Source organism: Nocardioides sp. Leaf285 (assembly GCF_001422955.1).
In the GTDB taxonomy this organism is placed as follows: Bacteria; Actinomycetota; Actinomycetes; order Propionibacteriales; family Nocardioidaceae; genus Nocardioides; species Nocardioides kribbensis.
Window position 1 is genome coordinate 300,196 of sequence record NZ_LMNH01000001.1, and the last position, 21,761, is coordinate 321,956.

Consider the following 21,761-nt stretch of genomic DNA (forward strand, 5'->3'; position numbering starts at 1 on the left):
AGGAACATCTCCACATGAACAGCAGCGGCATCAAGCGGGGACTGGCCACCACGGCCATCGCCGCCCTCGCGGTCACGGGCGTTCCCGCGATCGCCAACGCGGCGCCCCTCAACACTGTCGTCGGCGCCGACGCGGTCCAGGTCGTCAACCCCGACGGCGGCATCTCGGCCCGCAACGACGGCACCAACGGCACCTACCGCCTGACCGCCCTCGGCGGCACGAACGTCACCTCGGTGACCTTCTCCTACAGCCTGAACGGCGCCGCTGGCCCGTTCGTCAACATCGGATCGGCCGCCCGCAACGACAACGGCGTCTTCGCCTTCGAGTGGGACCCCTCCTCGATCGCCGGCGCGGCTGCGGTCACCATCCGCGCCACCGCCACCGGTCCGGCCGCTGCGTCGACCGACGACTCCGACGCCCCCGTCGCCGTCAACAACAACCTGGCCACCACCAACATCACCAACGGTGAGACCGTGGGCGTCTTCCAGCAGCCCTACGGCGCCGCTGGCGACAACCAGAACGTCATCGTCGACGGCACCTCGTCGAACGCCGGCAGCACCCCGGCCCTGTCGTTCTTCGACGGCACCACCGTCACGCCTGCCGGCACCGCGGTCTCCACCAACGCCGCCGGTGCCACCACCGGCACCTGGGCCGGCGTCCTCGACATCTCCGGCTACGACTACGCCGGCGCCAACGACGAGCTGCTGGTCCAGGCCACCGACGTCACGAGCGACACCGAGGCCTTCGCCCTCTACCGCCAGACCATCTCCTCGGTCACGGCCGCCACGACCACCACCGGTGCGAACTCCTCCACCGTGGTCGTCACCGTCCTCGACCAGAACCAGCGCCCGATCGCCGGCGCCCGCGTCGCCAGCTCCGCCGGCGGTGCCGCGGAGTTCACCGACCGTCTGGGCCGCGCCACCTTCACCCAGTCGGCCGGCACGGCGTACTACTACGCCGACGCCACCGAGGCCACCGGCTACCAGGCCGGCCTGGGCGACCAGCGCTCGGCCGACGTGACCGTCGACCAGTACGTGCCCGTCGCCACGGCCCTCGAGGCCGAGTCCGACAACGGCACCGCCTTCGACATCGACGAGTACGACGCCGCCAACGACATCACCGTGCAGGTCAACGACCAGCGCGGCAACGACTTCGGCGGCGCCGGTCAGGTCGTCCAGTACTACTGGACCCTCACCGCGTTCGACGGCACCACCGGGACGCCTCGCACCCCCGCGACCGGCACCAGCACTGCGGTGACCGGTGCGAACGGCCAGGCCGTCGTGACCCTGCCCTACTCCGAGGCCGGCACCTACACGCTGTTCGCCGGTGTGGCCGCCAACCCCGCCACCGGCACCGGCGCCGTCCCCTCGGCCCAGCTGCTCCAGGTGAAGGCCGGCGAGTCCGAGGTCGTCTTCGACAACACCGACCCCGCCTCGGCCCCGGCCGGCGGTGACATCACCGTCACCGGCTCGCTCGAGCTCGAGGACGGCACCGGCCTCGCCGGTCGCCCGATCGACCTCAGCTACACCGGTGGCAACGCGGCCTTCGACCAGGCCACCGGCCCCGACGCTGCGGTCCGCCGCGTCGTCACCGGCGCCAACGGCGCCTTCTCGGCCACCCTGGACGACCCGGCCACCGCCGCCGGCGTCGCCCAGCCCACCGAGAACGGCACCATCGTCGCCACCACGGCCGACTACGTCGAGACCGGCTCCACCCCGGCCGACACCGACAACCCGGGCGCCACCGGCGACCTGGACGTCATCTTCTCGCAGGCGACGGCCCCGGCCGCTTCCACCGTAGAGATCACCGGGCTCGGCGGCGCCGTCCGTCCGGGCGAGGCCAACACCGGCACCGTCCTGGTCGAGGACGCCTCGGGCGCCCCGATCGCCAACCAGACGGTCACGCTGACCGTCGACGGTGACACCTTCTTCACCGACGGCACCTACACCGGTGCGGCCGGCTCCGAGGGTGGCGTGCTGCGCTCGCTCGGCAAGTCGATCACCGTCGCCACCGACGCCAACGGCGAGGCCGACTTCCAGGTCGGCATCGGTCGCTCGGAGGACTTCGACGACGACAGCGAGGCCGCCGACACTGTCACCGCGACGCTGGCCACCGCCGGCACCACCGCGTCGGTCTCCGACACGGCCGTCGCCAACTTCGACTCGACCAACCCGCTGAACGTCGGCGAGATCACCATCGAGCCGACCGACGACGAGGGCTTCCTGCCCGAGGCCCGTGTCGGCGACAGGGTCGTGTTCGACGTGTTCGTCACCGACCAGTTCGGCAACCTGACCGACGTCACGGTGAACCTGTCCGACAACACCGGCTTCGCTGATGTCTACGGGAACTTCTTCGGCGGCAACACCGCGCAGTCGGACTTCCTGTCGGACGGTGACTTCGTCGCTGAGGCTCAGCAGGAGGTCGACCAGACGATCACCGCGTCCTACACCCAGGGCTCGGTCAACGTCGACGGCAACGGCAACGCGGTCGCCGGCCCGAACGAGACCGTCTCTGACACCTACACGGTGGAGTGGTACGAGTACAACCTGGCCGACGGCACCGTCACCATCACGAGCTCGCCCGAGGGCGAGGTCATGGTGGGCATGCCCGTCACCGAGACCGTCCGCGTGGTCGACTCCGAGGGCAACCCGGTCCAGGGCCTCGACGTCCGCTTCATCCGTCAGGGCCCCGGCGACAGCGCTGACGGCGACGCCAACTTCGTGACCACCACCAACCGCAACGGCGAGGCCTTCTACACCTTCGTCGGCACCGAGGCGGGCACGGCCAACATCACCGTGTCGGTCACGGACGGCGACGACGTGCTGACCGCCCAGGACCAGGTCGTCTTCGTCGCTGAGCCGGGCCCGGTCGACCCCGACCCGGCCGTCGTGATCGCCAACCTGTCGGCGAACAACAACGGCGCCAAGCCCGACCGCCTCAAGGTCGTCACCGGTGAGCCCCGCTCCGCCGGTGCCGTCGTCAAGTTCTTCCGCATCAAGGCCAGCGGCGGCAACGTCCAGGTCGGCCAGGGTGTTCTCGACGACATGGGCCAGCTGAAGAAGAACGTCAAGGACGTCAACGGCAAGAAGTTCTCGCGCTACTTCGCCCGCGTGCTCCCCACCGACGACTCGCTCGGCGACCGCTCCAACAACACCCGGGTCCGCTGACCCTCGTGTGACACGTGAGGAGCCCTGGGGCGGCGCGAGCCGCCCCGGGGTGACTCTCCCGGGGGGCCTCGACCCCCACGCTTCTCCGCACAGCTGAGCACGATCACCAGCCGGGAGACACAGACGCGGTCCGGGCCATTCTCTGTTGCCGCTGCTTGAGAATGGTCCGGACCGCCTGTCCACCCTAGGACACCAGGGCCGTCCGGCTGCACCACCGGGGCGACACACGTCATGTGTGTCGCCCCGGTGGGCATTTCGGGGGAGCGTAGACAGGCCCCGGCAGTGTGGTTCGCGCGACCCGGACACGCCGGTTCCGGGGCGCCTCGGCAGGGCCGAAGGGTGCTTGACTTTACCCATGCGACTGCACCGTGCCCTCCTCGTCCTGACCTCCTTCAGCCTCGCCCTCACCCTCGGTGCGTGCAGCGGCGACGACGGCGACGGCGACGGCGACCAGGCCGACGCCACCCCGTCGCCGTCGGCCTCGGGCCCGGTGGGTGACGCCGAGAAGGGCTGCACCGTGGAGCTCACCGTCTCCGGCGGCGCCGAGGCCACCTACTCCGGCGAGGCCCGCGTCATCCGCTCGGCCCAGGAGGGCCAGCCGAAGGCGATCTACATGGCCGCGTGGGGCAAGGACGACCAGAACACGCTCAACGTCTACCAGGCCGGCGGCGAGATCGAGACCAGCGCCGTGCTCAGCCTCGACGGCAGCAACTTCGCCAGCCAGGGCTCCGAGGGCATCGAGATCACCCGCCGCGAGGTCACCGCCGAGCTGCCGCTGACCGGCGCCGACGACGAGTCCGCCGACCTCGCGGCCACCTTCACCTGCGGTCGCGGAGGCAAGAACGCAGACTGATCGAGCTCGCGCACGGTAGGGCCGGATGGCCCTACCGTGCGCTCCCTGGGTTGTCCAGCGATTCGCCGAGAACCATCCCTTTTTACTGTTCTCTCAGGCCCGAACCGACTATGGGCCACACGGGTGAAGACGTGGTGAGGTTCTCCTGGCCGAGTGTGCGCAACAGGGGGTTGCCCCGGCCGTGTGAGTCCGGAGTTCCTCGTGCGTGCTTCCCGTCCTGCCGTCCTGCGTCGCTCCCGCCGTCTGCTGGGGGTCGTCGCGGCTCCCACGGCGCTAGCCGTCGCCGCGGCGACCCTGTCCGTCAGCCCGTCGGAGGCTGCCCCGCCGGTGGGCTCGACGTCGGCCTCCGACGTCGTCATCGGTCTGCTCGGGCTGGGCAACGCCCTCGGCGCCGCGGCCCAGCAGCCCGCGCTCGCCGACGACTTCTCGCTCACCGACCTCTCGGTGCGCGACGTGCTGCAGCTCGACACCGCACTGGGTCGTCGCGTCACAGCGGCCGTGCTGAACAAGAACGCCACGCTCGACTCCATCGACGACGTCATCTCCGCCGACCCCGCGCTGGAGATGCGCGCCGTCGCCCCGCTGGCCAGCGCCCCCGCCGACAGCATCGAGTGGCTGCTCGACATCGACCTCACCGGCACCGCGCCGGTCGCGCTCACCTACGCCGACGACCGCATGCAGTTCGGGGCGGCCGAGCTCGCCGGTGAGGCCACCGGCCGTCTCACCGGTCAGGTCCGCCTCCGCTTCGACGACTCCGCCGAGGACCTGCGCGAGTTCTCCGTCGTGGGTCAGTCGGAGCTCACCACCCACGTGTGGACCCGCCCCGCCGGCAGCAGCGCCGGGGCCGGCCAGGACCTCCCCATCGCCCCCTTCACGGTGCGCGACGGGTTCGTCGAGCTCGCCGCCGAGGGCGCCGGGCGCATCGACACCACCACCGTCCTGCGGCTGCGCGACCCCAACGGCCGCGGCGCGCTGACCACCGAGGACCTCCAGCTCAGCGATCCCGCCGAGATGTTCGCGACCCGCCGGCTCCCCGGCGCCGACGACGTCTCGATGGACGTCTCGCTCACCAGCGACCTGCTCGACGGCGGCCCCCACGGCGCCGTCACCGTCGGCACACGTGCCGCCGACGCCGAGACGCCCTACGCCACGCCCGTCATCACCCGCGAGACCGCCCTCGAGCAGCTCACCGCCCTGACCCGCACCCAGGCGCTCACCGGCTTCACCCAGTACGCCACCGCGCTGCGCAGCGCCGAGGGGGCCGCCGACGCCGAGCTGCCCCTGCTCGACGCGAACCTCTCCGACCTGTACTCCCCGGCCGACGACCTCATCGAGCTGCTCAGCCAGCAGGCCACCGCCACCATCACCTGCGGTGCCGCCGACACCAACCCGCCGAGCGGCGCCCCGCGCCCCGGCCAGGTGCAGTACTGCCAGGCCACCACCACCGGGGTCAGCGTCGACGACGGCGCCACGGTCACGTGGGACTCGCCCGACCCCTCGGTGGACATCACCGGCGTCACCGCCGCCACCGTCGGCACCGCCCCCACCGACAACGTCGAGGTGACCGGCGGCGGCGGCTTCCCGGTGCTCACCACCAGCTTCGCCAGCAACGGCGAGAAGCGCACCGCGCGCACCGTCACCGGCTCGATCCAGGAGCTCGGACGCGCCATCGGCGACCTCGGCCTCGACGGCACGGTCACCTACGCTCCCGACACCCGCGCGCTCGAGGTCGCCGTCCGCCAGGACGACGCCGCCTCCCGCAGCACCGACGTGCTCACCGGCGGCAGCGGCAGCCTCGCCCCGCTCACCGGCCTCACCGGCCTCTGCCAGGCCGTCGTCGCCGACGGCGTGCGCTCCTGCCCCCAGACCGGCGACGCCCCCGGCGCCGTGGAGCCGCCCGCGGGTGACGCCACGGTCGCCACCGCCGGGCGCTACCTCGAGGCCACCTTCGGTCTCGGGCTCGTCGACCCCGCCCCGCTCGAGGAGGGTGACCAGCCCACCCTCGCCGAGGCCGACCAGACCCCGGTCGCCTACCTCAAGCCCGGCCCCGACGGCAGGCTGTGGGAGATCGGCTCGGTCGACGCGGGCCTCGACGGCACTACCGCCATGGCCGCGCGCATCGGCTTCCTCAAGGTCGACGTCGACGTCACCGACTACGACCTGACCCAGGCCGCGGGGCAGCCCGCGGCCCGCGTCACCGTGCCCACCGGCACGGTCGCCCTCCAGTACGGCGAGGTCGCCGGCGCCCTCCCGGTGGCCGACCTGCTCGACGACGGCCAGAGCACCGTCGTGGCCGAGCCCGAGGGCTCGGTCGCCCTGAGCGCCACCGCCTCCCTCGACGTCGCCGACGCGCCGACCATCGCCGCCGGCGGCGGAGCCGGGGAGCGCCTGGTCGGCGCCGACGGCACCATCGACGCCACCTGGGCCACCCTCGCCGCCGGCGCCCTGCCCACGGTCACCACCGGCGGCGCCTACGACGACCTGCGCCTGCTCGACCTCGTGCCCTCGCGCAACGGCACCATGGGGGAGGCCTCCGACGGCGCCACCCTGGTCGACGAGTCCGCCGACTTCTACGCCCAGTTCGGTGTCGCCGACGACACGGCCGCCGAGGACCGCATGGTCAACCGCCAGCTCTACGACCTGGCCCCCACCGACCCGACCGCGAGCATCTGCACGCAGTTCACCGTCGACAGCGCCACCACCGTGACCTGCACCGACGGTCCGCTGGCCGAGGTCGGCTTCACCGCCGGCCACCCCTACGTCATCAACGGCGACCCCGAGGCGCTGCGCGACAAGCTCATCGACGACTACGCCGCGGTGCTGCTCTCCTTCGCCTCGCCTTCTCCCGAGCTCGGCGCCGACAAGACGCTGCCGCTGCTCGACGTCGTGCCCTCCGAGCTCAACCGCGCCCGCCAGGGCCTCAACGCCGTGCTGCTCGGGCTCCAGGGCTCGGCCACCGGCACGGCGGCGCCCGCCGACACCCAGGACGTCTCGACCCTGCAGGCCTTCGCCGCCGCCATCCCGGCCATCGCGCCGGGCACCGAGGCCACCTTCGGCCTCGACGGCGACCGCCTCAGCTTCGCCACCACCCGCAGCGAGAGCGACCAGAAGGACAGCGTGCCGCTGCGCCTGGCCGCCGGTGAGAGCCAGCTGCGCATCGTGACCGACGCCGTCGACGACGACGGGGTCCGCAAGCCGGCCCAGGTCCTCCTCGGCTCGGAGTCGAGTGCCACCGTCGACCTCGCCGTCGACCTTGCCACCGCCGCCTCCTACGTCGGCTCCGGCACCCGCACCGTCGAGACCGTCACCGACGTGGCGTCCGCCGACGTCGCAGCCCTGGGCGGCAAGGACGCCGAGTACGGCTCGGCCGCGCTGACCGTGGGCGCCACCGGCTCCGACCTGCGCATCGGCGTCACCGTCACCACCGAGTCCGGCAGCACCGAGGCCCTCGTGCCGCTCGCCGACTTCCGCGACTCCCTGACGCAGGACCGTGCCCTCGCCGGGTCGGCCCAGCAGTGCCCCGGCAACACCGGTGGGGCCGACGTCGCCGCCTGTGCGACGGTGCCGCTCGACGGCTCCGACACGGTGCGGCTCGACCTCAAGGCCACCGACAGCTCCGGCGGCACCGGTGCCGACCTGGCCGGCCAGCCGCTCGCCACCCAGTTCCTCGTCGACGCCCTCAGCGGCTTCGACCGCACCCTCGGCGACTCCCTCGACGGCGAGCTCGCCGGTGTGACGATGCCGCTCGTCGGCGCCGACCTCGACGCCGCCGCCGATATTCCGGCCGCCGTCCGCGGCTTCAGCGGTGCGGCCCGCCAGGCCCTCGACGTCCAGTCGGTCACCGGCATCGCCACCACCGCCGACGCCAGCGCCCTCGAGACCGAGGTCGAGAAGGCGCTCAACGGCATCGCCGACACCCCCGAGACCACCCTCGCCCCCGTCGACGTGACGCTGCGCTGCACCAGCTCGTGCACGTCGTCGTCGAAGGTCTCCGACGTCACCTCGATCTCGGCGCCCCTGGCCCTGAGCGGCACCGTGACCGAGCAGCCCGTCGCCTTCGACGCCGGGCTGCCCGGGGTCTCGATCGACACACTCGCCGAGGTCGTCACCACCGTCGACTGGGACCTCTCGGTCACCGTCGGCATCCAGAAGGGCACCGGCCCCTACCTGGAGCTGCCCGACACCTCCACTCCGCTGACCGCGACCGTCGAGGCACGGCTGCCCGACCACACCGACGACAGCTGCCACGCCTGGACGCGTGCCTCCTACTGGGAGGCCGAGGCCGGAGCCGGCTCCGTGCCCGCGCCGGCAGACGCCCAGTGCATCGATGCCGTGGTCGGCACCATGCCGAGCGTGCTCGTCGACCTCGGCGACACCGGCCTGCAGGCCGGCGTTGCGGTCGAGATGGACGCCGCCGACGCCAACGGCAACGACGGGCGGGTCTACCTGCCCTCCATCTACGACCGCGAGCTCGGCTTCACGACCTCGGCCACCGGCACTGGGGGCCTCGACGTCTACGCCGAGTCCTTCGCCGGTGAGCTCGGCTTCTTCGACACCGTCGGAGCGATCTCGCTGACGTGGAACGACGGGACGTTCTCCGACCTGTCCTTCGACAACACCTACCTCGACGCCACGACCTTCTACAAGGCCGTCGGCGAGGGCTTCGGCAAGGCCCGCCAGTGGCTGGCCCCGCTCAACCCGGTCGTGGAGACCCTCAGCGCCCCGATCCCGGTCATCAACGACCTCGCCACCCTGGTCGGGGCCGGACCGGTCTCGATGCTCTCGATCCTGGTCAAGCGCTACCCCAACCTCGGCCTCATCACCAACCTCATCGCCTTCCAGCAGCTCGTCGGCAACCTGCCCGAGCTCAAGGACGAGCCCGAGCTGGTCAGCCTGAGCAGCATCGACGAGGGCGGCAGCTTCGAGATGGACGCCGACTCCCTCAAGGTCGGCTCCTGCTCCTCGACCGCGGTGGAGAAGCTCGACGACGGCACGACCAAGACCGAGAAGAGCAGCAAGAGCAACGTCGGCGCCGAGTCGGCCTGCGACGTGGAGGACGAGGACGAGAAGAAGGGCGAGGAGGGCGCCGAGGTGCCCGCCGAGGAGGAGCAGGAGAAGCCCAAGACCGTCACCGAGGTCTCCGGCGAGGCCTACTTCGACCTGCCCAGCATCAGCGTGCCCGTGCTCCAGGACTCCGAGCAGGTCTACAACCTGCTGCTCGGCGAGGGCGACGCCACCCTGCTCTACGTCGACCTGGGCCACCTCGGCTTCAACGTCGGCGTCTCGCGCAGCTTCGGCCCCTTCATGGTCGGCCCCGTGCCGGTCAGCGCCTCCATCGGCGGTGAGATCGGCATCGACGGCCGCATGGCCTTCGGCTTCGACACCCGCGGCCTGACCCAGAAGATCGAGGCCATCGACCCCGGCGCCACCGACCAGCTCACCGGCGGTGGGTCGGTCTTCAAGGACGGCTTCTACATCGACGACCTCGAGGAGGGCGACGACGTCCCGGAGATCGAGCTCACCTTCACCGTCGAGGCCGGCGCCGCGGTCAGCATCGGCTTCGCCGAGGCCGGGATCAAGGGCGGCGTCGTGCTCGACCTGGGTCTCGACGCCTTCGACCCCGACGGCAGCGGCAAGATCTACACCGACGAGTTCATCGGGGCCAGCGCCGGACCGAGCTGCGCCTTCAACGTCTCCTCGGGGATCGTCTTCTTCCTGCAGTTCTACTTCAGCATCGACCTGTTCCTCTTCTCCATCGAGGAGGAGTTCGACATCGTCCGCAGCCCCCGCCTCACGCTCTTCGAGTTCAACTGCGCCACCGAGGAGCCCGTGCTCGCCACGCGCGAGGGCGACGACCTGCGCCTGCTGATCGGCGAGTCCTACGCCGGCGAGCGCAAGGTCTACACCGGCCAGCAGAACGAGAAGTTCACCGTGCGCCAGCTCAGTCCGACCCGGGTGGAGGTGACCGCGTTCAACATCGTGCAGGAGTACGACGTGCCCGCCACCGGGCGCATCCTCGCCGACGCCGGCAGCGGCAACGACATCGTGCGGCTCTACCCCGGACAGCTCCTCAGCACTGAGGGCGGATCCACCAAGGTCACCACGGTGCCCGTCACCACCAAGGCCGTCGTCGACGCCGGCGCGGGCAACGACGCCGTCGTCACCGGCGGCGGTGCCGACACCGTCACCGGCGGCTCCGGCAACGACACCGTCGACGCCGGCGACGGCGAGGACACCGTGAGCGACGCCTCGGGCAACGACATCCTCGACGGCGGCGCCGGCCGCGACTCCGTCGACGGCGGCGCCGGCGACGACCGCACCAGCGGCGGCCCCTCGACCGACGAGGTCACGGGCGGCGACGGCAACGACGTCGTCGAGGGCGGTCTCGGCATGGACGTCGACTCGCTCTTCCCGACCGACGACGACGCCGCGATCGCGGCCCTCGTCGACTCCGGCGACGTCCTCGTGGGCGGCAACGGATCCGACACCGTCAACGGCGGCGACGGCTCCGACCTCACCGTCGGCGGTGCCTTCGACACCGCAGGGATCAGCCGCGACCAGCGCGTCACCATCACCGTGAGCTCCGCCAGCGGCACCCAGATCATCGACAACGACGTCTCGTTGCTCACCGTCGCGCTGCCCAGCGAGGCGTCGGTGCTCGCCTCCTGCCAGGAGCAGGGCGCGGCCTCCGACGGCGGCGTCGACGCCGTCACCGGCGGCGACGCCCGTGACTACGTGCTCGGCGGCGCCGGGGCCGACACCCTGTCGGGCGGCGGCGACGACGACATCGTCTGCGGCCGCGGCGGCGACGACCTCCTCGACGGCGACGGCTCCGACGTGCTGGTCGACGACCAGGGCGCCGACGTGGTCCGTGGTGGCGACGGTCGCGACCGCATCTACGGCTCGGGCGGCACTGACACGCTCTCCGGCGACGCCGGCGACGACCTGGCCCGCGGTGGCGAGGGTGACGACACCCTGGCCGGCGGCACCGGCAGCGACCTGCTCGTCGGCGACGCCGGCGACGACGTGGTCAAGGGCGAGCCCGCCGACCCGTCGGCTCCGCTGGGCGCCGGGCGCTCGATCGTGTGCCGCCCCTCCACGAGCATCGTGGTCGGTCTGGTCGACCTCAACGGTGACCTCTCCGGCACGGCCGAGGACGACGGGCAGCTCGAGGGCCTCCAGGTCACCGACGGCTACGTCCTGGCCGCCGGCGGCGGACGCTACTCCGGGGTCCTCGCCGGTGTCGTGTTCAGCGACGGCCGCGCCGACCTCGACGGCAACGGCAGGGTCGAGGGCCGCCCGGCCGGCGGCGCCGTGCTGGGCGACACCGGGACCGTGGAGCTGGCCGGCCTGACCGGCGCGACCGGCGACGGTGACTGCGTGCTGGGCGGCGAGGGCACCGACGAGCTCGACGGCGGTGCCGGAGGCGACTTCGTCGACGCCGGCGAGGGCGACGAGACCACGATCCGCGGCGGCGTCGGTGACGACTTCGTGCGCGGTGGCGACGGCGCCGACCTGCTGCACGGCGATGCCGGCAACGACCTGGTCTCCGGCGACGCCGACGGCGACATCCTCTACGGCGACGCCGGCAACGACGTCGTGCGCGGCAGCTCCGGCACCGACCTCCTCGCCGGCGGCAGCGACACCGCCGGTGTCGCCGACGGGGCCGACGAGGTGCTCGGCGACGGCAGCGTCGACGTGGTCGCGGGCGGCAACGCCGCCCTGGCCTTCAAGCCCGGCACCACGGGCTCGATCGTCGAGGGCGTCGACGCCACCCTCCTGGCCACCCCGGCCTCGGGTGACAACGACAAGCTCTACGGCGGCTACGCCTCCGACTGGGTCTTCGGCCAGGCCGGCGACGACCAGGTCTTCGGTGGGCCCGACGACGACAACGTCGAGGGCGGCAGCGGCGCCGACCTCGTCCAGGGCGACGACGGTGCCGACCTCCTCGTCGGTGGGTCCTCGACCTCGGGACCGCTGACGCTCAACCGCTCCGGTGCGGGTCAGGCCGACGGCGCCGACACCCTCGTCGGCGACGAGGGGGTGGACGAGATCGACGGCCAGGACATCCTGGCCGGCGACAACGCCAAGCTCGTGCCGCCGTCGCAGAACACCGCGGCCGCGCGCACCTGGTGGGCGCGGATCCGCCCGACCGTGGGCATCACGCTCTACGACACCGCGACGACCCAGGCCCCGGCCACGGCCGTCTCGGGCTCCGACACGCTCTACGGCAACGGTCAGGACGACCTCCTGCTCGGCCAGGGCGGCAACGACACCGTCTACGGCGGTGACGGTGTCGACGCCGTCGAGGGCGCAGCCGGCGCTGACACGCTCTTCGGCGAGGCCGGCGACGACCACCTCATCGGTGGCTCGTGGGTGGCCGGCTCCTACGACGGGATCTCCACCGACACCGTCGACGGCGGCGAGGGCAACGACCTCGTCCTCGGCGACAACGGCACCGTCACGGGTGCGGGCACCACGGCCGACCCGGCCAAGGTCACCCTGCTCGACCAGCCCGCCACCGGCGGCACCGCACCGGTCTCCACCTACGGCCCCGACCGCCTCGGCGGCGGCGTCGGCGACGACCTGGTCTTCGGCCAGGGCGGCGACGACGAGCTGCGCGGCGGCGACGGCTACGACGGCCTCGAGGGTGACGCCGGCTCCGACCGGCTCTTCGGCGAGGCGGGCGACGACGCCCTCACCGGCGGCAGCTCCTCGGCCGACGGCGTCATCGGGGCGACCCGCGCTGGCACCGGTCAGCTCGACGGGGCCGACGCCCTGGACGGCGGCACCGGCGACGACGTGCTGGCCGGCGACAACGCCCGCCTGGTCCGTCAGGACGGCCTGCGCGCCGACGGCACGACCCGACGCGACATCGCGCTCTTCGACCTCGACCGCGCCACGGCGCGCGCCGCGGCGGGCACGGGCGGTGCCGACACCCTCGTCGGCGGTGACGGTCGCGACCTCGCCTTCGGGCAGGGCGGCAAGGACCGCGTCGACACCGGCACCGGCGACGACTACGCCGAGGGTGGAGCCGACGACGACACGCTGCTCGGCGGCACCGGTCAGGACGACCTCCTGGGCGGCGGCTCCTCCAACACCGGGGTCGTCATCAGCGGCAACGGCACCGACGACCGGCTGCTCAGCGTCGTGCGCGCCACGTCCGACAGCTCGGCGACGGGTCTGGTCGACGGCAACGACGCCATCGACGGTGGAGCCGACACCGACGTCGTGCTCGGCGACAACGGCCGCATCACCCGCGGTGGTCCCAACCAGCTGCTCGCCGGCGGACCCTCGGGCCCGCGCGTGGTGCGCCAGGTGGCCATGGCCGACTCCGGTCCCGGCATCTGGGCGGGCAGCGACACGCTGATCGGCGGCCAGGGCGACGACGACCTCTACGGCCAGTTCGACGCCACCGGCACCAGCCGGCCGCAGTCGTCCTACGCCGGGCAGGCCGTCTCCGGTGACGTGCTCGACGGCGGCGACGGCGACGACGCGCTCCTGGGCGACCAGGGCGTCGACGTCCCGACGGCGGCGGCGACGCTGGGCCGCACCAACGAGGTCATCCGCAACCAGACCGGCTTCCTCACCGAGACGGTGCGGCCCAACGACTCGCTGGTGCGGGTGGTCACCCAGACCGAGCCCACGGTGGGCGGCGCCGACCTCCTGCTCGGCGGCACGGGCCTCGACTCGCTGCACGCCGGGGCGGGCGACGACCTCGTCAACAGCGGCGACGGCGACGACGTCACCTTCGCCGGCGACGGCAACGACGTCGTCTGGGGCGGCGCCGACCACGACCGGATCTTCGGTGGTGCCGGTGACGACCTGCTCGACACCAAGAAGTGGATCGGCGTCCCGGCGCTGTGGATGGCCGTGGCGCCGTCGGTCGACACCGACGGACGACGCATCACCGTCAACGGCTCCGACCTGATCTACGGCGGCCAGGGGCACGACGCCCTGCAGGCCGACCAGAACGACCAGGGCCGTGTCGCCGGTGACCGCCTGGTCGACTGGACGGCGTCCTACAACCGCTACCTGGTGTGCAGCGGCTCCGGCACGGCCAACCAGGTCGTCGACGTCGCCGAGTCCACGATGGTCACGGCGCTGACCCGCCTGGCCGAGGCCACCGGATCCATCGGCGCCGCGGAGCTCTCCCTGGTGGCCAGCGGCGGCGAGCGCCTCCCGGCGTTCTCCGGCACCGCCGGCACCAACGCCTGCGAAGGGAGCTGAGCCCCGCGTCACGGCGCTGAGGAGGGCCCCCGGTCGGACGACCGGGGGCCCTCTGCCGTCCGCCACCCGATCGATGGGGGTACTAGCCCGAACGGGCCATGCCTCCGGTGCCGAGAGGGCCAGGGGGACCCCGCCCGAGCTTCCGTCTGCACGGGTGGCAATGGTCATTGCGACCTGAGCGAGATGAAGCAAAAAGTCTGCTTCGGTCCCCGCATCGGCAGACCATGGACAGGCATCCACGCGTCGGCCCTCTCGGGTCTGACCAGAACCCGAAATGGACGATCCATGATCCTGACCACCGCACCCGCTCCGGGCGCCCGGCGCGCCACTCGCCGCGCAGCCGCCCTCGTATCAACACTGCTCCTCGGCGCCAGCGGTCTCGCCATGGGCGCCGCTATGCCTGCCTCTGCGGCTTCGACGACCTTCTCGGCCGACAACGTGCCGTTGCCATTGGGCGACTCGAATGACGACTACCGACAGGTCGATGTCACGGTGCCGGTCTCGTCAGGTCCGCGGATGATCGATGACGTCGCCGTCTCGTTGACGATGAGGTCGGGCTACGTCGGCAATATCGGCGCTTCGCTGATCGCACCCGATGGGACCGCTGCGGCGCTGTTCACACCCAGAGGAGGAGGAAATCAGCTCGCTGGAACCTACGTGTTCTCCGACAGCGCCTCAGGCGATTTCGGCACTGCCCGCCAGAGTTCGCCCGTGCCCGGTGGCAACTATCGTGCGAGCTCCGCGATCGACGATGCACTCAGCGGCGTTACGTCGATCAACGGGGTATGGACCATCCGCCTGACCGACAATGAGCCAGGTTTCCCCGATGGGGGCGAGGTGACCGCAGCCAGTATCTCATTCGGCGACGGTCTGTCCGACGCCCCGACCGTGGTCGTCGACGGTGGAACCGCCGACGGGGCCACGGTGACCTCGGCGCCGACCTACACCTTCTACGTGCCCGAGCAGGGCTCCACCACGAAGGAGTGCCGCGTCGACGAGGGCGCATGGGTCGACTGCACGAGCCCCTACACCGTCGACATCAGCGAGCTCGAGGACGGCCCCCACACCGTCGACTTCCGCGCCCGCGCCGAGTCGGGCCTCCAGGGGCAGTCGGTGCGGCGCACGTTCGTGCTCGACGCCGTGCCGGACGAGCCCGCCGACACCACCGCTCCCGTCGTGACCATCTCCTCGGGCCCCGCCGACGGCGCCAGCGTCGAGTCGGCGCCCACCTTCACCTTCACCTCCGCCGACGACGATGTCGCCGGTTACGAGTGCTCGGTCGACGGCGCGGCCTTCGCGGCCTGCACCAGCCCGGTCGCCCTGAGCACGGACCCCGGTGCCCACACCTTCGCCGTGCGCGCCATCGACGAGTCCGGCAACACCGGCACCGCGGTGACACGTTCCTTCACCCAGCGCGACCTCGCCTGCGAGGAGGCCACCGCCACCCTCGCCGAGGCCAAGGCCGACCTGAGGGAGGCCAAGGCGCGCTTCGCCCGGGCCAAGGAGTCGGGCAACAAGACCCGCATCGAGCGCACCCGTGCGCTGCGCAACGAGGCCCGCGCCGACCGCAACGAGGCGCTCGCCCAGGTCGAGCAGGAGTGCTGACCGCGGCACCCTGACGGCCGACCGTCGTCCCCACGCACGTCGGGCCCCCACCGTGAGGTGGGGGCCCGGGCTACTTCAGCACCGTGGTGCCGGAGTCCTCGTCGTCGATCCAGTCCTGGCCGTCGTCCCAGAAGTCCTCGCCGCCGGCGCCCTTCTTCTTGTCCTTGCTGCCGCGCCCCGCGCCGCCGCCGACCCCGGCCGCACCACGGCCACCGGCTCCGCGGCCCCCGGCGCCGGTGCCACCGCGCGCGGCCCCACGGGCCCCGCTGCGGCTGCCGCCACGACCGCCCGCACCGGCGGCGCCCGCCGTACGGGCTCCGCCCGTGGAGCCGGGAGCGACCGCCGCGCCGCGGCCCAGGGCGCCCGAGGCGCCCGTGCGGGCCGACGCGCCGATGGCGCCGGCCTTCGTGGCGGCGTTGGAGAGCGAGCCGGTCAGGCCGCTGAAGGCACCGCTCTTGATGCCGCCCAGGAGCGCGCCGCCCCCAATGGCGCCGGCGGCCACGCCGCCCGCGACACCGCCGGGGAAGCCGCCGCCCGTGCTGCCACCCGAGCCGCCGGTGCCCGTGCCCGACGCGCCGCCGTCGGTCCAGGAGCCGGGGTCGCCGATGTCGGGGTCGGTGCCGTCGGGGACCTCCGGCTCGCCGGTGATCGGCGGCTCCGTGATGATCGGGGGCTTCGGCTCCTCGGGGTCGACCGGGTCGATGATCGGGTCGCGGTCACGATCGGGATCGCGGTCGATCCGGCCGCCCTCGTCGGGGCGCCACGTGCTGTTGCCCCCGCCGCCTCCGCCGGAGCCGTCGCCGTAGGGGTTGTCGCCGCCGCCACCGCCGCCGTTCTTCGTGCCGGGGAGGGGCTCGGGGTCGGGGATCTTGTGGATGTCCTTGAAGATGGTGATCGGCTCGTCGTAGTCGGCCTCCATCTGGTCGGCGATCTCGCGGGCGCGCTGCTCGCGGGCCTGCTCGCGTTGAGCCGCCAGGGTCGCGGAGTTGTCGGCCGTGGTCTTGGCCTGGTCGTTCTCCGCCTGGGTCTTCTCCGGGTCGGGCGTGTAGGTGATCGGCGTCAGGGACGGCAGCTCGGTGTCGATCTTGTCGCGGGCCTCGCGGGCCTTGATCACGCCGTCCTTGGCCATCTGGAGCGCCAGCTTGCCGCGGAAGGCCTCCGTGCCACGCTCGCGCATGCGGTCGGCGGAGGCACTGAGGGCGTTGAACATGGCGGGACCGGTCTCGCCTCCGATGTCCACCCCGTTCTGGGCGGCCGTCGCGAGGTGGATGGCCACCCTGTTGAGCACCTCGGAGACGTTCTCCCACGCCGTGACGCCGTTGGTGATGGCGTCGTCGCTCGACTGGTCGACGGCCTGGTCGAGGCGCGTCCGCTCGGTGCCCTTCATCGGTTCTCCAGGTTCTGGTTGATCGCTTCCACCGCGTCGGTGCTGCTCTGGATCTGCGCCAGGGCCTCCGCGGAGTGCGTGTCGGTCGTGTTGGTCCCGTCGCGGAACGTCCGGACCGCCTCGATGTAGATGTTCATCGCCTGCCGGAGGTCCACCAGGCTGTCGCGGAGGTAGTCCTTGGCCTTGTCGGCGTGTCCGCTGAGCTCGGTGCCCCGCGGCAGCGAGCCGAACGACGACCCGGCCGCCCAGTCCAGGTCGGTGGAGCTGAGGTCTCCCTCGCCCGTGCTCAGCTCGTCGAGGATGCCCTCGATGACGCCGTAGTCGATGATGAGCTCCTGCAGGGCACCCAGGACCCCTGGCAGTGGCGTGGTGTCGCTCATGAGCGCGTCCTCCTGGGACAGTCGAGATGTCGTGGGCTCAGGGTGTGGCCGAGACGCTCCTTCCCCTCGCGCTGCGACTTCTAACGTCCTCGACCCAAGTCGTCCGCCCGCGTGCGCTCCCTCGGCCGGCAGGGCCTCCCGCGGGCGGCCGCGCCCGTGGGGGGTCTGGCACGCTGTGGCCATGCTGTCCCGTGCGCGCACCGTCCTGCTGTCCCTGACCGCCGCTGCCGTCGCGATGACCGGCGTCGCGTGCTCCGACAACGGCTCGGGAGACGATCCCGACCCGTCCTCGACCGCGGCGGCGTCCCCCACCGACGCCGGCTCCGCGGGCTCCACCAGCGCCTCGGCGGAGCCCTCGGAGCCCTCGGAGCCCTCGGAGTCCGAGGCGCCAGACGGCACCGAGCTGCGGATCGAGGGGATCTCCGTCGTCGCGCCCCAGGGTGCGAAGCCCCAGGAGCTGGGCGAGGGGCTGATCAGCGCGGACTACGCCGACGGGTCCTTCGTCAACGCCGGGTCCATCCCCGACTACGGCGGGTCGCTGCGCGAGCTGGCCCAGACCGCCGCCGAGACCTCGCGCTTCCCGACCCCGCCCACCGTGCTGGCGCCGGTGGAGTACGTCGGACAGCGCTGGTGGCACCTCGCCGGGCCGGCCGGCCTGGGCGACCGGGTGGAGTCGTTCGGCACCAGCACGGGGGAGTACGTCGTCTACGTGGAGTTCGGCATCCCGCAGGGCACCAGCCGGGCCGACGCTCAGGAGCGGATCGAGTCGGTGATGGGGAGCGTCGAGCTCGGCTGAGGTGTGACGCCGCTGCGCCGGGGGGAGGGTGGGGGCATGAGGTCGTACCGCCTGGCCGCTGCTGCGGTCGTCTCCTGCTGCGGCGTACTGGTCTCGGGGTGTGGGGGCGGCTCTGAGGACGACCCTGTGGACACGGCGCAGTCTTCGACGTCCTCGGCTGGTCCGACCGGCGCCTCCTCGGGGCCGCCCTCGGCTGACTCCGATCCGACCGACGATCCCGCCACCGGCGAGCGGGTCGAGATCCCCGGCCTGAGCGTCAACGCCCCCGAGGGCACGACGGTCGAGTCGATCAGCGACGACCTGGCGCAGGTCGGCTTCTCCGGCGCCACCACCGACGCGATGCAGATCGCCTCGATCCCGTCCTTCGGCAGCACGCTGCGCGAGCAGGCCGACATCTTCCGCGAGACCTCGCCCTACGGACCCGACCTCGAGTCGCAGCAGCCGGTGGAGTACGCCGGGACGCGGTGGTGGCACCTCGCGGGCTCCGCCGACGGCGGCACCGGCCTGGGCACGACCGCCGAGGTGTTCGGCACGACGTCGGGCGAGCTGCAGGTCTACGTCGTCTTCGAGCTCGACCGCAGCGTCTCCGACGCCGAGGCGCAGGAGCGGATCGAGTCGGTGATGGGGAGCGCCGAGCTGACGGGGTGACGCGCCGACCGGTCGGCGGGCGTGGTTTCGAGACGGTCGCTGGCGCTCCCTCCTCAACCACCGGGGCCGGGTAACGCTGCCTCCTCGACGACCGGGGGTGGTTTCGAGACGGTCGCTGGCGCTCCCTCCTCAACCACCGGGGGCGGGTGGCGCTGCCTCCTCGACCACGGCGCGGTCAGGCGCTGAGCAGGACCACGACGGCGAGGAGCAGCGAGACGCCGACGACGGCGGCGGTCATCAGCAGGCCCAGGCCGAAGGCGGGCAGGGGGCGGCCGGTGCGCATCGCGCGCTCGACGCGCGCCCAGCGGGCCAGCGCGACCGCGGTGGTCAGCCCGCCGAGCAGCACCAGCACCACGACGAGGGTCAGCCGCAGCCACGTCGGCTCCGGCACCCCCAGCGACGACAGCGCGACGCCGCCGGCGAGCAGGGCCAGCGAGGTGCGCACCCAGGCGAGGAAGGTGCGCTCGTTGGCGAGCACGTAGCGCGGGTCGGGCTCCTGGCCCTCGCCGTAGACCCACGCGGGGCGGCGCGGGCGCTCCTGGCCACGGGGGCTCTCGCCGGGAGCGGGGGAGGCGGACGCGGGCACGCGACCATCGTGCCGCACGACCGCGGGCGCGGGAGGGTCGGCGGCGGGCGGTAGCGTCCGGCCATGACCGCCGGCCTCCCCCCGACCTCCGAGTTCGACACGCAGACCGCCGTCACGGCGCAGGGCGAGGGGCGCTACGCCGCCGACCTCGCCGCCGGGTGGAAGGTCGGGGGCGGCCTCAACGGCGGCTACCTGCTGGCCACCCTCGGCACCGCCGTGCGCGCCGAGCTGGCCGAGCGCGGCAAGCCCGACCCGCTGGTCATCAGCGCCTACTACCTCTCCGCCGCGACCGCGGGGCCGGCCGAGGCCCAGGTCGCCGTACGCCGCGACGGCGGCCGCGTCGCCACCGTCGCCGCCGACCTCGTGCAGGACGGGCAGACCCGCATCACCGCGCTGGCCACCTACGGCGACCTCGCCCGCGCCGCCGACGACGTGCGCACCACCGCCGTCGAGCCCGAGCTCCCGCCGCTGGAGCAGTGCGTGCGCAACACCGACGCCCCGCCCGAGGTGCGCGCGATGGCGCCGCTGATGGAGCGCTTCGACATGCGCTTCGCCCCCGAGAGCGCCGGCTGGGCGGTCGGCGCGCCGAGCCGCCGCGGGGAGATCGCCGCGTGGTTCCGCCTGCACGACGAGCGCGACCCCGACCCGCTGTCGCTGCTGCTCGTCGTCGACGCGCTGCCGCCGGTGACCTTCGACCTCGGGCTCATGGGCTGGGCCCCCACCGTCGAGCTCACCGCCCACGTGCGGGCCCGGCCCGCCCCCGGCTGGCTCAAGGTGCGCCACGCCACCCGCAACCTCGCGGGGGGCATGTTCGAGGAGGACTGCGAGGTCTGGGACTCCACCGGTCGCCTCGTGGCCCAGGCGCGGCAGCTGGCGATGGTGCCGCGAGGCGCCTGACCCGCCTGCGGACGCGGGCGTCCGCAGCTGGCGATGGTGCCGCGAGTCGCCTGACCCGCCTGCGGACGCGGGCGTCAGCGGGGCACGCGCAGCTCGCAGATCCAGCGGCGGCGGGGGTGCTCGGTGACGGTCCAGAGCCGGTCGTCGGCGGGGGTGTCGCCGGGCCAGACGGCGAGGTCCTCGGGACCCATCGGGGTCGCCCAGCGGCGGGGCCGCCAGGGGTCGGCGGCGTCGGGGGAGGCGCCGGTGACCAGGGTGCCCGGGGTCCAGGGGCCGTGGGAGGTCGTCACGTGCCAGCGCCCGCGCGAGACCACCGCGCCCTGCATGCCGGCCACCCCGCTGTCGTGCACCGAGAGCGGCCGGGCGCGTCCGTCGTCGCCGACCACGGGGGCGCCCTCGGGGGTGAGGGCGAAGCGGGCCAGGCGGCGGGTCCGGCGGCCCCGGGCGTACTCGCCGACCACCAGCTCCGGGCCCGCCGCGGGCGCGGCGGGTGAGGCGGGCGACGCGGGGGAGGCGTCGACGGAGAGGAACGAGTAGCGCAGCGGCTCCACGCCCTCGCCCGAGCCGGCGGCGTGGCCGCGCCGCACGGGCAGCACCCAGCGGTGGCCGAAGGTCTCCGCGCGGCGACCGGCCGGCACCTCGACGACGTCGTCGCCCCGGGCGCTCCAGAAGCCCTTCGCGGTGGCCGCGACGTGCAGCCACGACCCCACCCACGCGATGCCGCCCGCGTGCACCTGCAGCGGCTTCCACGACCCGTCGGCCTGCGCGCGCACCAGCAGGACGTGGTCGTAGCGGCGCGCCTCGAGGTCGACGACGCTGATCCGCGAGCCCTGGTTGCCCGGCGGCGTGGGGTCGCCGGCCATCGTCTTGGCGTACCAGCTGACCATCAGCACCCGTCCCGGCACCGGGGCCTCGGCCGCCCCCGCCGCGGCGTCGGCCGACGACGTCACCCCCTGCGGCCACCAGCGGGGGTCGCGCCGGTCGGACCCCTGCCACGTCCACGAGCGTCGCGCCGCGAGACCCGGCGACAGGGTCCGCCGCAGCCGCCGGCCCTCGTGCGGCAGGGCGGCCACCAGTCCCGCGAGACCCGCGCGCCGCCCGCCGTACGACGAGACGAGCGCGTCGATCGCGGGGCCCGCGTCGCGGCCCGGGGTGAGCCAGAGGTCGGGGTCGGTCACGGGGTCCTCCTGGTCGACGGGCGGGGCTCCAGCC

General features: G+C 73.2%; 11 protein-coding genes. 7 read left to right on the forward strand and 4 right to left on the reverse strand.

Annotated features, from left to right (window positions below; all coding sequences use genetic code 11):
• The first annotated feature begins 14 nt into the window (after positions 1–14).
• The 4 genes from ASF47_RS01500 (at position 15) to ASF47_RS01515 (ending at position 15,855) form a co-directional block, all read left to right on the forward strand.
• Positions 15–3,167, forward strand: coding sequence for a beta strand repeat-containing protein (locus tag ASF47_RS01500; RefSeq protein ID WP_056862255.1), 3,153 nt, complete (start codon positions 15–17; stop codon positions 3,165–3,167).
• A 355-nt stretch (positions 3,168–3,522) separates the two neighbouring features.
• On the forward strand, positions 3,523–4,020 hold the full coding sequence (locus ASF47_RS01505; RefSeq protein WP_056862256.1) for a hypothetical protein: 498 nt from the start codon (positions 3,523–3,525) through the stop codon (positions 4,018–4,020).
• A 327-nt stretch (positions 4,021–4,347) separates the two neighbouring features.
• Positions 4,348–14,250, forward strand: a complete 9,903-nt coding sequence (locus ASF47_RS01510; protein WP_056862257.1) for a calcium-binding protein — start codon at positions 4,348–4,350, stop codon at positions 14,248–14,250.
• 837 nt (positions 14,251–15,087) lie between these two features.
• Positions 15,088–15,855 (forward strand): hypothetical protein, encoded by a 768-nt coding sequence (locus tag ASF47_RS01515; protein WP_056862258.1) that lies wholly within the window; start codon positions 15,088–15,090, stop codon positions 15,853–15,855.
• A 70-nt stretch (positions 15,856–15,925) separates the two neighbouring features.
• Here ASF47_RS01515 and ASF47_RS01520 read toward each other — a convergent pair whose 3' ends face one another.
• A complete protein-coding gene (locus ASF47_RS01520) occupies positions 15,926–17,242 on the reverse strand; it encodes a hypothetical protein (protein WP_056862259.1) in 1,317 nt (438 codons plus the stop codon).
• Positions 17,239–17,622 carry a hypothetical protein gene (locus ASF47_RS01525; RefSeq protein WP_056862260.1) on the reverse strand — a complete coding sequence of 128 codons (384 nt, stop codon included), beginning with the start codon at positions 17,620–17,622 and terminating at the stop codon, positions 17,239–17,241. Before ASF47_RS01525 ends, ASF47_RS01520 begins: the two co-directional genes overlap by 4 nt.
• 181 nt (positions 17,623–17,803) lie before the next feature.
• On the opposite strand from ASF47_RS01525, the gene ASF47_RS01530 reads away from it, so the two are divergent.
• Positions 17,804–18,418, forward strand: coding sequence for a hypothetical protein (locus tag ASF47_RS01530; RefSeq protein ID WP_156697681.1), 615 nt, complete (start codon positions 17,804–17,806; stop codon positions 18,416–18,418).
• A gap of 36 nt (positions 18,419–18,454) precedes the next feature.
• On the forward strand, positions 18,455–19,066 hold the full coding sequence (locus ASF47_RS01535; RefSeq protein ID WP_156697682.1) for a hypothetical protein: 612 nt from the start codon (positions 18,455–18,457) through the stop codon (positions 19,064–19,066).
• A 175-nt stretch (positions 19,067–19,241) separates the two neighbouring features.
• Here the strand turns inward: ASF47_RS01535 and ASF47_RS21770 are convergent, their stop codons facing one another.
• On the reverse strand, positions 19,242–19,652 hold the full coding sequence (locus ASF47_RS21770) for a YidH family protein (RefSeq protein WP_056862263.1): 411 nt from the start codon (positions 19,650–19,652) through the stop codon (positions 19,242–19,244).
• Between the two features lie 63 nt (positions 19,653–19,715).
• Here ASF47_RS21770 and ASF47_RS01545 point away from each other — a divergent pair, with 63 nt between their 5' ends.
• Positions 19,716–20,549 (forward strand): thioesterase family protein, encoded by an 834-nt coding sequence (locus ASF47_RS01545; protein ID WP_056862264.1) that lies wholly within the window; start codon positions 19,716–19,718, stop codon positions 20,547–20,549.
• A 74-nt stretch (positions 20,550–20,623) separates the two neighbouring features.
• On the opposite strand, the gene ASF47_RS01550 is transcribed toward ASF47_RS01545, so the two are convergent.
• Entirely contained in the window at positions 20,624–21,727 is a 1,104-nt protein-coding gene (locus tag ASF47_RS01550; RefSeq protein ID WP_056862265.1) for a hypothetical protein, read from the reverse strand.
• Positions 21,728–21,761: the final 34 nt, after the last annotated feature.

Coding starts and splice junctions, on each gene's coding strand:
- ASF47_RS01535 (WP_156697682.1), top strand. CDS start 18,455: ATGAGGTCGTACCGCCTGGCCGCTGCTGCGGTCGTCTCCTGCTGCGGC.
- ASF47_RS01520 (WP_056862259.1), bottom strand. CDS start 17,242: ATGAAGGGCACCGAGCGGACGCGCCTCGACCAGGCCGTCGACCAGTCG.
- ASF47_RS01500 (WP_056862255.1), top strand. CDS start 15: ATGAACAGCAGCGGCATCAAGCGGGGACTGGCCACCACGGCCATCGCC.
- ASF47_RS01545 (WP_056862264.1), top strand. CDS start 19,716: ATGACCGCCGGCCTCCCCCCGACCTCCGAGTTCGACACGCAGACCGCC.
- ASF47_RS01505 (WP_056862256.1), top strand. CDS start 3,523: ATGCGACTGCACCGTGCCCTCCTCGTCCTGACCTCCTTCAGCCTCGCC.
- ASF47_RS01525 (WP_056862260.1), bottom strand. CDS start 17,622: ATGAGCGACACCACGCCACTGCCAGGGGTCCTGGGTGCCCTGCAGGAG.
- ASF47_RS01530 (WP_156697681.1), top strand. CDS start 17,804: ATGCTGTCCCGTGCGCGCACCGTCCTGCTGTCCCTGACCGCCGCTGCC.